The organism is Acidocella sp., from assembly GCF_052326845.1.
Taxonomy (GTDB): Bacteria; Pseudomonadota; Alphaproteobacteria; order Acetobacterales; family Acetobacteraceae; genus Acidocella.
Genome location: NZ_JBKQJR010000079.1, coordinates 16,022 through 27,196 on the forward strand (window position 1 = coordinate 16,022; position 11,175 = coordinate 27,196).

14 protein-coding genes are annotated in these 11,175 nt (G+C 64.8%); 8 read left to right on the forward strand and 6 right to left on the reverse strand.

Annotation, left to right across the window (positions count from 1 at the left end):
- Positions 1–4 precede the first annotated feature (4 nt).
- On the reverse strand, positions 5–1,522 hold the full coding sequence (locus tag ACLPJJ_RS05425) for an acetyl-CoA hydrolase/transferase family protein (protein WP_443589930.1): 1,518 nt from the start codon (positions 1,520–1,522) through the stop codon (positions 5–7).
- Positions 1,523–1,760: 238 nt separating this feature from the next.
- Here ACLPJJ_RS05425 and ACLPJJ_RS05430 point away from each other — a divergent pair, with 238 nt between their 5' ends.
- From ACLPJJ_RS05430 to hypB, 5 genes are read left to right on the forward strand one after another with little or no spacing between them, the layout of a single operon-like run.
- A complete protein-coding gene (locus ACLPJJ_RS05430; protein WP_443589931.1) occupies positions 1,761–1,931 on the forward strand; it encodes a hypothetical protein in 171 nt (56 codons plus the stop codon).
- A complete protein-coding gene (locus tag ACLPJJ_RS05435) occupies positions 1,931–2,128 on the forward strand; it encodes a hypothetical protein (protein WP_443589932.1) in 198 nt (65 codons plus the stop codon). Before ACLPJJ_RS05430 ends, ACLPJJ_RS05435 begins: the two co-directional genes overlap by 1 nt.
- Positions 2,125–2,301: a rubredoxin gene (locus ACLPJJ_RS05440; protein ID WP_443589933.1), complete on the forward strand. Its 177-nt coding sequence runs from the start codon at positions 2,125–2,127 to the stop codon at positions 2,299–2,301. Before ACLPJJ_RS05435 ends, ACLPJJ_RS05440 begins: the two co-directional genes overlap by 4 nt.
- The gene (hypA, locus tag ACLPJJ_RS05445) at positions 2,294–2,635 is read left to right on the forward strand and encodes a hydrogenase maturation nickel metallochaperone HypA (protein ID WP_443589934.1); all 342 of its coding nucleotides are present in this window, start codon (positions 2,294–2,296) and stop codon (positions 2,633–2,635) included. The genes ACLPJJ_RS05440 and hypA overlap by 8 nt, the downstream gene beginning before the upstream one ends.
- Before the next feature lies 1 nt (position 2,636).
- The gene (hypB, locus tag ACLPJJ_RS05450) at positions 2,637–3,443 is read left to right on the forward strand and encodes a hydrogenase nickel incorporation protein HypB (RefSeq protein WP_443589935.1); all 807 of its coding nucleotides are present in this window, start codon (positions 2,637–2,639) and stop codon (positions 3,441–3,443) included.
- Here hypB and ACLPJJ_RS05455 read toward each other — a convergent pair.
- The 5 genes from ACLPJJ_RS05455 to ACLPJJ_RS05475 form a co-directional block, all read right to left on the reverse strand.
- Complete coding sequence (locus ACLPJJ_RS05455; protein WP_443589936.1) at positions 3,409–4,773, reverse strand: NAD-dependent succinate-semialdehyde dehydrogenase; 1,365 nt, start codon at positions 4,771–4,773, stop codon at positions 3,409–3,411. The genes hypB and ACLPJJ_RS05455 overlap by 35 nt on opposite strands.
- Positions 4,774–4,836: 63 nt before the next feature.
- Positions 4,837–5,832: a hydrogenase expression/formation protein HypE gene (gene hypE, locus ACLPJJ_RS05460; protein WP_443589937.1), complete on the reverse strand. Its 996-nt coding sequence runs from the start codon at positions 5,830–5,832 to the stop codon at positions 4,837–4,839.
- Positions 5,820–7,994: a carbamoyltransferase HypF gene (hypF, locus tag ACLPJJ_RS05465; protein ID WP_443589938.1), complete on the reverse strand. Its 2,175-nt coding sequence runs from the start codon at positions 7,992–7,994 to the stop codon at positions 5,820–5,822. Before hypF ends, hypE begins: the two co-directional genes overlap by 13 nt.
- 3 nt (positions 7,995–7,997) lie before the next feature.
- Positions 7,998–9,095 (reverse strand): hydrogenase formation protein HypD, encoded by a 1,098-nt coding sequence (gene hypD, locus ACLPJJ_RS05470; protein ID WP_443589939.1) that lies wholly within the window; start codon positions 9,093–9,095, stop codon positions 7,998–8,000.
- Complete coding sequence (locus ACLPJJ_RS05475; RefSeq protein WP_443589940.1) at positions 9,092–9,322, reverse strand: HypC/HybG/HupF family hydrogenase formation chaperone; 231 nt, start codon at positions 9,320–9,322, stop codon at positions 9,092–9,094. Before ACLPJJ_RS05475 ends, hypD begins: the two co-directional genes overlap by 4 nt.
- 376 nt (positions 9,323–9,698) lie before the next feature.
- Here ACLPJJ_RS05475 and ACLPJJ_RS05480 point away from each other — a divergent pair, with 376 nt between their 5' ends.
- The 3 genes from ACLPJJ_RS05480 to ACLPJJ_RS05490 all read left to right on the forward strand — a co-directional run.
- Entirely contained in the window at positions 9,699–9,890 is a 192-nt protein-coding gene (locus ACLPJJ_RS05480) for a hypothetical protein (RefSeq protein WP_443589941.1), read from the forward strand.
- On the forward strand, positions 9,880–10,851 hold the full coding sequence (locus ACLPJJ_RS05485) for a XamI family restriction endonuclease (RefSeq protein ID WP_443589942.1): 972 nt from the start codon (positions 9,880–9,882) through the stop codon (positions 10,849–10,851). Before ACLPJJ_RS05480 ends, ACLPJJ_RS05485 begins: the two co-directional genes overlap by 11 nt.
- A 2-nt stretch (positions 10,852–10,853) precedes the next feature.
- Positions 10,854–11,175 (forward strand): hypothetical protein (locus tag ACLPJJ_RS05490; RefSeq protein ID WP_443589943.1); only part of this gene is annotated, 322 nt, incomplete at its 3' end.

Here is an 11,175-nt window from a genome sequence, read left to right on the forward strand (position 1 = left end):
AGCTTCAGGGCAGCATCGAGCCGGTGTCGATGAAGCGCTGGTGCCAGGAGAGCGCCTCCCCCGGCAGGCAGGGCGAGTGCTTGCCGTAGGAGTGCTCGCGCGCACGGTTGAAGTAGTCGCGCAGCAGCGGCTTGTAGTCCGGGTGCGCGCAGTTCTCGATAATCGTCTCAGCGCGCTGCTTCGGCGACAGGCCGCGCAAATCCGCCAGGCCCTGCTCGGTCACGATCACCTGCACGTCCTGGGTGATGTGGTCGACATTCGAGGCCATTGGTACGATCGCGGAGATCTTGCCGCCCTTCGCTGTGGACGGGGTCATGAAGATCGAGACATAGGCGTTGCGGGCGAAGTCGCCCGAGCCGCCGATGCCGTTCTGGATGCGCGAGCCCATCACATGGGTGGAGTTCACGTTGCCGTAGATGTCGGCCTCGATCAGCCCGTTCATGGCGATGCAGCCCAGGCGGCGCACCAGCTCGGGGTGGTTGGAGATCTCCTGCGGCCGCAGGATCATCTTGTCGCGGTACGCTCCCATGTTGGCATTCAGGGCGGCGGCGGCCTCCGGCGACAGCGAGAACGATGTGGCCGAGGCCATGCGCAGCTTGCCGGAGGTCAGCATGTCCAGCATGCCGTCCTGGATCACCTCGGTGTAGGAGGTCATGTTCTCGAAGCGGGAATTGTTCAGCCCGGTCAGCACCGCGTTGGCGATGTTGCCCACGCCCGATTGCAGTGGCAGCAGGTTCGGCGGCAGGCGGCCCTTCTTCACCTCGTGCTCGAAGAACTCGATGAGGTGGCCGTCGATCTTCAGCGAGGTCGCGTCCGGCGCGCTGAAGGGCAGGTTGCGGTCCGGCGCCTGGGTTTCCACAATCGCCACGATCTTCGACGGATCGACGCGGAAGGTGGTCTGGCCGATGCGGTCATCCGGCTTCACCAGCGGGATGGGCACGCGGTTCGGCGGCAGGGCGGTGCCGTAATAGATGTCGTGCATGCCTTCCAGGGCCGCGTTCTGCCAGGAGTTCACCTCCAGGATCACCTTTTCGGCGCGGTCCAGCCAGGTCTTGTTGTTGCCAACGGAGGAGGAGGGGATCAGCGAGCCGTCCTCGGTAATGCCGGAAACCTCGATCAGCGCCGTATCCAGCGGGCCGAGAAAGCCCTGCCAGGCCATCGGGGCGACCTGGCTCAGATGCATGTCGAAATACTCCATCTTGCCGCTGTTAATCATCTCGCGGGCGATAGGGTCGGAGTTGTAGGGCAGGCGGAACTCGATGCCGTCCGCCTTGGCCAGGGCGCCGTCCAGCTCGGGGCCGGTGGAGGCGCCGGTCCACACGCGCAGGCGGAACTTGTTGCCCGCCGCGGTGGCGGCTTCCATCCGCTTGGCCAGGGCCTGCGGCACAACCTTGGGGTAGCCAGAGCCGGTGAAGCCGCTCATGCCCACCGTGCTGCCGGGCGTAATCAACTCGGCGGCGGCTTCGGCTGGCATGATTTTTTGCCGCAATGCGGCATGCTTGATCCGGCTGTTTTGGCTCATCGGTTTTTTCTCCAGGCCTGAACAAAGTTCTAAAGCCGCCCCGTCCCGGACAACTTTACGCCAGGGTGATAGACGATCCGGAAATGCTTGGACATAAGCAGGCGTACGATAATCCGCCTTGCCAGCTTTGCATGATATGCAGAACATGTTGCGCTGCGGCATGAAAGTCGCCGTTGATGGCGGCACGCAGGGACGCGCCTCACCGCCCTGTTCAACCTAAACACATATTGCTCCAGGCGTGATCGACCCCGATGTAGAGAAAAAGCTTGCTGTACGCTTCAAGATCACGGTACGGCCGACGCTGTTCCTGCACGATCGCGTGGTGGTGCTCAGCCTGCCGCGCACGCGCGGCAGGGCGGTGTATCTCGACGAAATTGGTAAAATCTTCAACCAGGAGCAAACCGCGTAATGTTCGCCACGCCGGAAGAAGGCCCCGCAGACCTGCCTCTGCCCAGCAGCTTGGCGCAATACACCCCGCCGCTGCAGCCCGGTGACGCGGCGTTGCGCGAAGCCGGCGATGTCTGGCTGGACCGGATCGAGCAGGCCTTGGCCGCCCATAAGCCCGGCGCGCTGCGCGTGCGTGCCCGGCGCGGAGTCTGCCAATGAGCCTGCGTTACGAATGCCGTATCTGCTGGCATGTATACGACCCCGAGGAGGGGGACGCGGCGCGGCAGACTCCACTTGGCACACGGTTCGAGGATCTGCCCGATAACTGGCACTGCCCGGTCTGCGAGGCGCCGAAGGACAAGTTCATTCGCTTGGGTGATCCCGATGCATGAGATGTCGCTCTGCGAGGGGCTGGTGCAAACGCTGGAGGCTCAGGCCATCGCGCAGCATTTCGCCAAGGTGCACAAGGTGTGGCTGGAGATCGGCGCGCTCGCGACCATCGAGCCGGAGGCGATGTGCTTCAACTTCCCCATCGTCGCGCGTGGCACGCTGGCCGAGGACGCGGAGCTCATCACCGAACTCGTGGACGGCGAGGCCTGGTGTATGCAATGCTGCGCCCGCGTGGCGGTACGCCGCCATGGCGACGGCTGTCCGAATTGCGGCAGCTATCAATTGCGGATTCTGGAAGGCCAGCAGATGCGGGTCAAGCAGCTGGAGGTATCGTAACATGTGTGGCGTTTGCGGTTGCGGAGATCATTCCCACGATCATGACCACGCGCATGATCACCACCACCATGCCCACGGGCCGGAGCATGCGCACGCGCCGGGGCTTTCCAAAACCCGCATGGTGCAGGTGGAGCAGGACATCATGGCGCTCAATCAGCGCTACGCCGATGCCAACCGCCGTTTTTTCACCGGGCAGGGCATCTTTGTCATCAACCTCGTCTCCTCGCCCGGGTCCGGCAAGACCACGCTGCTGGTGAAAACCATCGAGGCGCTGAAGGGCGAGTTCCCTATCGCGGTGATCGAGGGCGACCAGCAAACCGGGCTGGATGCCGACCGCATCAAGGCCACCGGCGTGCCGGCTTATCAGATCAACACCGGCAAGGGCTGCCATCTGGACGCGCATGGCATCGGCCACGCGCTGGAGCATCTGCCCTCCCTGCGCGGCGGGCTGCTGTTCATCGAGAATGTCGGCAACCTCGTCTGCCCGGCCGGGTTCGACCTGGGCGAGGCGCATAAGGTGGTGGTGCTCTCCACCACCGAGGGCGAGGACAAGCCGCTGAAATACCCTGACATGTTCTATGCCGCGAACCTGATGCTGCTGAACAAGGCGGATCTGCTGCCGTATCTCGATTTCTCGGTGGAGACGGCGCAGGACTACGCCCAGCAGGTGCATCCGGGCATGGAATGCCTCACCCTTTCGGCCCGCACGGGGGAGGGTATGGAGGACTGGCTCGCTTGGCTGCGCAAGGGAGTGGCCGGGGCGGCCGAGGCGGCTAGGCCGCGCGTAGCACTGTCTTCAGGTTCATGAATTCGTGCAGGCCATAAGCGCCCAGCTCCCGCCCGTGGCCTGAGCGTTTTACCCCGCCGAACGGTGCCTCCGGCGCGGAAGCAAGCATCTGATTGATCGCCGTCATCCCGGCTTCAATGTCGCGGATAAACCTGGTCTGCTCGCCGGGGTCATTCGTCCAGACCGAGGACCCCAGCCCGAAGGGGATGTGGTTGGCGAGGGCAATTGCCTCGTCGATATCCTTGGCGCTGAACACCATGGCGATGGGCCCGAAAATCTCCTCATGCATCAAGGTGCCTTGCACAGGCACTTGCGTGAGGATGCCGGCGGAGATGAATGCGCCCGGCCCCGGCAGTTTTTCCCCGCCCTCCAGCTTCGCCCCCAGTTTCTTGGCTTCCTCCAGCTGCCCCAGCACGGTGTTCAACTGCTCGGCGCTGGAGAGCGGGCCCATATCCGTCGCCTTGTCCAGCGGGTCGCCCGCTTTCGCGGCGCGCATGGCGGCGGAGAATTTTGCCAGGAATTCCGGATAGATATCCGCATGCACGATCATGCGCTTGCCGCAGATGCAGGATTGCCCGGTATTCTGAATCCGCGCCTTCACCGCCGCCGTCACGGCTTTTTCCAAATCGGCGGAGGGCATGACGATGAACGGGTCCGAGCCGCCGAGCTCCAGCACCACTTTTTTCAACTGCCGCCCGGCCTGCTCGGCCACGGCGATGCCAGCCCCCTCGCTGCCCGTCAGCGTGACCGCGGCAATCCGGCCGTCGGCGATGATCTGCACGACATCCTTGGATTTGACGGCGAGATTTTGGAACAGCCCCTCCGGCGCCTGGGCCAGCCTCACCATCTCTTCGAGCAGCCCGGCAACGCCCTGTACGATGCTCGCATGTTTCAGCAGCCCCGCATTGCCCGCCAGGATCGCCGGGGCAAGGAATCGTACCACCTGCCAGTAGGGGAAGTTCCAGGGCATCACCGCCAGCACCACGCCAAGCGGCAGGAAATGGATTTCAGCGCTCCCGCCCGCCGTCAGCTTCACCTGTTCGGTGTTCAGCATCTCCGCCCCGTGTTTGGCGTAATGCCGGAAGCAGGCGGCGCATTTCTCCACTTCGGCGGTGGCGGAGGCCAGCGTCTTGCCCATCTCCTCGGTTGCCATGCGCGCCAGCCGCACCTTGTTTGCCTCGAACACATCGGCCAGGCGGTTCAGCAGCGCCGTGCGCTCCGCAATCTCTGTCCGGCGCCAGCGTAAAAAGGCCGCCTGCGCTGCGGCGAGCTTCTGTTCCAGCTCTGCCGGCGTCAGCTCCGGGTAGCTGGCGATCTCCTGGCCCGTTGCCGGGTTCACGCTTTTGAACATGTCCGAGTCCTCCTGAAAATCTTCGTGTTCAGATAGGCCGTTCCCGCGCGAATACGACTCCGTTCAGCAGATGCGCGGCAGCGCATCCTCTTCCAGTTCGGGCAGAACGCGGCTGCCGCCGATCGGCGTGCGCAGCACCACCGGGCCGGGCGCCGTGACCATAATACCGATAATCGCCGCTTCCGCGCCGCCGGGCAGTGCCCGCCACGCCGCCAGCGCGGCGTCCGCGTCCTCCGGCGCCAGCACCGCCACCACCCGGCCCTCGCAGGCGAGGTAAAGCGGGTCGTAACCCAGCATGGAGCACACTGCCTGCGTGCTCTCGCGCACCGGGATGGCGGCTTCCTCCAGCTCGATGCCCAGCTTCACCGCCAGCGCGATCTCATGCGCCACCGTAGCCAGCCCGCCGCGCGTGGGGTCGCGCATGAAGCGCAGCCCGGGCAGGGGCAGCAGCGCCTGGGTAAGGGGCAGCACGGTCGCGGCATCGGAGCGCACGTCGCCGCGCAGGCCGAAATCCTCCCGCGCCAGCATCACGGCGATGCCGTGGTCCCCCACCGGCCCGTTAACCAGGATCTTGTCACCGGGGCGGATGGCACCGATGCCGGGCGGGGAGCCGGGCGTGCGCACGCCGATGCCGGTGAGGGTGAAATACACGCCGCCACCCTGGCCGCGCGGCAGCACCTTGGTGTCGCCGGCGACCACGCGCACCCCGGCCTCACGCGCCGCAGCGCCCAGGCTCGCCACCAACTCGCGCAGCAGCGCCGTGGACGTGCCTTCCTCGATCAGCGCCGCCAGTGTGAGGTAGAGCGGCGTGGCGCCGGAAACGGCGAGATCGTTCACCACGCCATGCACGCAAAGCGCGCCGATATCCCCGCCCGGAAACTGCACCGGCTGCACGGTGAAGCCGTCAGTCGTGACCATGATCTCGCCTTCCGGCAGGGCGATGGGCGTGGCATCGGCCTGGGTGTCCGGGTTGCCCAAAGCGGGGGCGAAAATCTCCTCGATCAGCGCGCGCATCCGCCGTCCGCCATTGCCATGGGCCAGGGTAATCATCTCATCCATTGCCGCGCTCCAAACTCCACAACCTGGCCAAAACTCAGCCCTGCATCGTTGCAGGGGATGCTGCGCCCCAGATGCGCCGTCATGCCCTGCGCCCGCAACCGGGTGAGCAGCGCCTCGGCCAGCTTGCGGTTCTGGAACACGCCGCCCGCCAGTCCCACACTCCGCGCCCCCACAAGGCGCGCGATCTCCGCCCCCGTGGCCGCCAGCGCGGCATGGAAGCGCGCGGCGCGTTCGGCCCTCGGCAGGCTTTCGTCCAGTAGCATCGGCAGCAGCGGGACCCAATCCGCCTCCCAGATGCCGTCCACCTCACGCAAGGGCAAAGGGGCGGCTTCGCACAATGCGTCCGCCAGAGCTTCCAGCAGCGCCGGGCCCTGGCCCTCGTAGCTGGCATTGCGGCACAGCCCGAGCAGGGCGGCTGCGCCGTCGAACAACCGGCCCACGGCGGAACTCTCATGGCAGTTCACCCCGCGCGCCCAGGCAGCGTGGGCGAGGGCATCCGGCACCAAACCTTCAGGGGGCGCGATGCCCGCCTGCCAGCACATCGCCGCACCCGAGCGCCAGGGGGCGCGGGCCACGGCGTCGCCCCCTTGCAGGCGCAGGCGCTTGAGCCTCGCCGCCACGCGCCAGTCGCCGGGCCGGCCCAGCAGCGCCTCGCCGCCCCAGAGCGCGCCATCCGGGCCCAGACCCACGCCGTCCCAGGTGAAGACCAACATCTCCGCCCCGCCATGCTCCCCGGCCAGGGTGCTGGCATGGGCGTGGTGGTGCCAGACGGTCTCCACCGGCAGGCCCTGGGCCCGCGCCCAGCGCGTGCTGGCGTAACCCGCATGCGCGTCGGCGATCAGCACTTCCGCCCGCACGCCGTAGAGCGCCTGAATATCCGCGGCCATGCGGGCGAAATTCGCCTGCGCCGGGGCGTTGTCCAACTCGCCCAGATGCGGCGAGATCACCGCGCGGTCTCCCCAGGCCAGGGCGATGGTGGATTTCATGTGCCCGCCCAGCGCCAGCACCGGGCGCTCCAGCGTGAAGGGCAGTTGCATCTCGATGGGACTCAGCCCCCGCCCGGCGCGTATGATCCTCGGTGCGCCGTCGATGATCCGCAGCACGGAATCATCCACCGCGCGCTCGATCTTCCGGTCATGGTGCAGGAAGCCGTCGGCAATGCCGGTGAGTTCCGCTTCCGCCTGCGCCTCGTCCGTCACCATCGGTTCGCCGGAGCGATTGGCCGAGGTTGCCACCAGTGCGCCGCCAAACCCTTCCGCCAGCAGATGGTGCAGGGGGGAATCCGCCAGCATCACCCCCAACTCGGCCAGCCCCGGGGCCAGTGCCTCGGGCAGGCCGGGGCGCTTCTCCAGGAGCAGGATTGGACGCGAGGGCAGGTGCAAGGCCGGGTCATCCGCCACCACATAGTCCAGTACCCGCGCCTTAGGCAGCAGCAGCGCCAGCGGCTTCTCCGGCCGGTGCTTGCGCGCCCGTAAACGGGCCACCGCCGCCTCGTCCGCCGCGTCGTAGAACAAATGGTAGCCCCCGACGCCCTTTACCGCGACGATCCGCCCGGCCCGCAGTGCCGCGAGGCACGCCGCCAGCGCCGCCTCGCCCTCCGCCGTGCCAAAGCGCAGACGCGGCCCGCACGCCGGGCAGGCCACCGGCTCGGCATGGAAGCGCCTGTCCGCCGGGTTGGCATATTCCGCCGCGCAAGCTCCGCACATCGGGAACGCCGCCATCGAGGTATTGGCGCGGTCATAGGGCAGGGCGCGGATGATGGAATAGCGCGGGCCGCATTGCGTGCAGTTGATGAACGGGTAGCGGTGCCGCCGCCCAGGGACCTCCATTTCGGCCAGGCAGTCCGGGCAGGGGGCGAGGTCCGGCGGCAGGCCCTGCACCATCTCTCCCGCCGTGCTGTCCAGGATTGAGAACCCGGCGCCGGTGAACTCACCCGGCGTAACGGCCCGGATCTCCGGGCGGGCGGCGGCGGGGGCCTTGGCGAGCAGCGCGGCGCGGAATTCCGCCAGCGCCTCAGGCGCGGCGGCGGCGCAGATCTCCACCACGCCCGCGGCGTTGCGGACCCAGCCTGAAACGCCCAGACGCTGCGCCAAACGGTACACGAAGGGCCGGAACCCCACCCCCTGTACTACGCCGCTTAAGGTTATCCGTTCGCAGGCCACCAGCTATGCCGCCGCCCGCGTGCCTCCCTGCCACCAGATATGGCAGGCGCCTTCATCCGAGACCATGCACGGCCCCACCGGGTTTTGCGGCGTGCAGGCCTTGCCATAGAGGCGGCATTGGTCCGGCTGCTTCTTGCCCAGCACCACGGCGGCGCAGTCGCAGCCCGGCGGCATTTCGCCAGCATGGCGGCGGGGCAGGGTGGAGAATTCGAATCGCTCCCGCGCATCGTGGCGCCGCCACTCGGCGCGGAGCGCGAAGCCGGAGCGGGGGATCACCCCAATGCCGCGCCAGTTGGCGTCGGTCACGTCCATCACCTCGGCCAGCAGGGCCTGGGCGCGTTTGTTGCCCTCGGGCGCGACCAGCTCGGCATAGCAATTATCCAGGAAGGGCTTGCCCGCGAGCGTCTGCCGCAGCACCGAATACAGCGCCGCCAGCAGCGAGTTGGCCGAGAACCCGGCCACCGCCACGGGCAGATGGTATTTTTCCGCGACGAACCCCCACTCATTCGCGCCCATCACCGCCGCCACATGGCCGGGCGCTATGAGCGCATCCAGCCTGGCCTCGGGGTCGCGCAGCAGCGCGTCCACCGCCGGCCAGGTGAGCCGCGCCGCCAGCAGCACGGAGAGGTTCTCCGGCACGCCCTGCGCCAGCATCGCCGCCACGGGGGCGGTCGTCGTCTCGAACCCGGCCACGAAGAACACCACCGGCTTTTCGCTCTTGGCCGCCAGCGCGACCGCTTCCTGTGGTGAGCTTATGGGCCGCACATCCGCGCCCTTCGCCCGCGCTTCCGCCAGGGAGCGCACCTCGCCCTTGGGCGCGTTGATGGGCACACGAAGCATGTCCCCGAAGGCGACCAGCGTCACCTGGCCCGAGAGCGCCAGCGCGATGGCATCGGCCAGATCCTCCTCCGGGCAGACGCAAACCGGGCAGCCAGGGCCGGGGATCAGCTTTACGTTCGACGGCAGCACGCCGCGCAGGCCGAGCTGCGTGAGGCTGCGCTCATGCCCGCCACATACATTCATCACCGCCACGGGGTGCTCAATGGGCAGCGCCTGGATGCGCTCCAGCCACGCCCTGGCGGTGGTGAAATCTTCTCTCATTCGTCCGCAGCCGCGAGAATCTCGTCGAATAGCTCCCAGCTCGTGCGCGCATCCTCCGGGGTCATCTTCCGCAGCGCGTAGCCGACATGCACCATCACATGATCGCCCACCGCCACCTCATTCTCGCCGATCATGAACAGGGACACAGTGCGCTTCACGCCGCGCGCCTCGCACTCGGCGTTGAAGCCGTCGATCGCCACCACCTGCATTGGAATGCCAAGGCACATATCGAACTCCCCTTCGTGCCCTTCATGCGCCGGCGGCCGGGAAAAACATTGATCTGGCGCAAACAGATGGTGCGGGTGGGGGGACTCGAACCCCCACAGGACAAAGTCCCAACGGATTTTAAGTCCGGTTACATGTAACTTAACTATTTGTTTTTAAATGTATTTTTTATAAGCAAATTTCTTATGTGTAGGAAAATGTGAAAAAATTGACGAATTAGTGCAGTAGTTCTGCCGTTTTTTGGCAAGCTCTACAAGTCTCTGTTGTTGGAGAGCTACAGAGGTTCCATGGCAATCTGAAATAGAGAAAAGCTCTCTTCTGTCGGCTCGCTTGTGGGCTATACTCGGAGTCGACAGGTCGACTCGGGAGGGTATCACGATGACAGAAGATAAGAGGAGAGCCCGGCGCCACTACCTCACGACACAAGAGGAGTCCAAGATCATAGGTTTCAGGCTGCCCGCGAAGTTGGCCGAAGCCGTGAAGGTGGAAGCGGCGCAAAGAAGCATGCCGTTGAACACTCTCTTTGTTGAAATCTGGGAACTCTACAGAAAGAACAAACGTGTTGGATAATCAAAATACTAGCGTCAACAGAACCAAGCCCGACCGCTGGAAGGCTGATATTGCCTTGTCCGTCGATATGTACAACGACTGGTTCATGAAATTTGCGCCGTCTGCTTATCGTGAGACGCGAATTCAGACTACGAAAGACGTTGAGTCGACCCTGGCTGAAACGAAAAACCTCGCGGATGTGGGGGCGGATGTTCTGCGCCGGAAGCCGGACGTTCTACCGACACTGCGCATGTCGACCTGCCCGCCTATTGCGGTTGACCGGCTCATTGGCCTGGCTGGCGTGTCGGGCAACCTAGTCAAATGTATGGAATCAGGAACCATCCCGGCCCGCATGAATTCGACCGCGCTCGCGGCCGATCTGGACAAAATTGGGAACATCATTGAGAAAATGGCCGACCCGGACATCTTCGTCTGGCTCGGCCGCGCCGCTCCGGCGACAGATGTTGAGATACATCGTGCCGCGACCATTGTGGCAGATCGCCTTTGCGGCGCGGTTGCAAATCCGATTATCCGAAACGCTCAAGAGAAACGTCAACTTGCGGCAATCGGGGCATGGCTAGAGGCGCGCGGCTACAAGCTGCTTCCGCCGAAGATTAAATTCGACGCCATGCCGCCCGGCACGTTCAGCTTCCGGTTGAATGTGCCGGTAAAACTTGAAGGCGACGGGAATACAATCAACATTCCGGTTGACACCGTCGTCATGCCGAAGACCAGCAAGGCTGGCGAATTGCCCTTGTTAATCGAAGCAAAATCTGCCGGTGATTTTACAAATGTAAACAAGCGCCGGAAGGAAGAGGCTGTAAAAATGAATCAGCTCCGTGCGACCTATGGCGCCAGCGTCCGCTTCATCCTGTTTCTGTGTGGGTATTTCGATACAGGTTATCTTGGGTACGAGGCGGCGGAAGGCATCGATTGGGTTTGGGAGCACCGCATCGATGAACTCGCCGGGTTCGGGTTGTAGACATGGACACGCGCCCCCCTATCGAGACGCGCCGCCTCTTGTTGCAAAGCGAACTTGACGCCGCGAAAACGCAGAAAGAGCGGAATCGGCTTGGGCAATTTGCCACGCCGACATTGCTTGCGCTGGATGTTCTTGCCCATGCCAGAAAGTTATTGCCCGGTGATGTGCCGGTTCGTTTCCTCGATCCGGCCATTGGCACCGGGGCTTTCTATTCGGCGCTGATGCAGGAGTTTCCTGCTAAACGTATCAAAGCAGCAGCAGGCTTTGAGATTGATCCGCACTATGGCGAGCCTGCGCGTGAGTTGTGGCGAGACCACCCGCTGA

Coding starts and splice junctions, on each gene's coding strand:
- hypD (WP_443589939.1), bottom strand. CDS start 9,095: ATGAGAGAAGATTTCACCACCGCCAGGGCGTGGCTGGAGCGCATCCAG.
- ACLPJJ_RS05455 (WP_443589936.1), bottom strand. CDS start 4,773: ATGTTCAAAAGCGTGAACCCGGCAACGGGCCAGGAGATCGCCAGCTAC.
- hypB (WP_443589935.1), top strand. CDS start 2,637: ATGTGTGGCGTTTGCGGTTGCGGAGATCATTCCCACGATCATGACCAC.
- hypE (WP_443589937.1), bottom strand. CDS start 5,832: ATGGATGAGATGATTACCCTGGCCCATGGCAATGGCGGACGGCGGATG.
- ACLPJJ_RS05440 (WP_443589933.1), top strand. CDS start 2,125: ATGAGCCTGCGTTACGAATGCCGTATCTGCTGGCATGTATACGACCCC.
- ACLPJJ_RS05435 (WP_443589932.1), top strand. CDS start 1,931: ATGTTCGCCACGCCGGAAGAAGGCCCCGCAGACCTGCCTCTGCCCAGC.
- ACLPJJ_RS05425 (WP_443589930.1), bottom strand. CDS start 1,522: ATGAGCCAAAACAGCCGGATCAAGCATGCCGCATTGCGGCAAAAAATC.
- hypA (WP_443589934.1), top strand. CDS start 2,294: ATGCATGAGATGTCGCTCTGCGAGGGGCTGGTGCAAACGCTGGAGGCT.
- ACLPJJ_RS05475 (WP_443589940.1), bottom strand. CDS start 9,322: ATGTGCCTTGGCATTCCAATGCAGGTGGTGGCGATCGACGGCTTCAAC.
- ACLPJJ_RS05480 (WP_443589941.1), top strand. CDS start 9,699: ATGACAGAAGATAAGAGGAGAGCCCGGCGCCACTACCTCACGACACAA.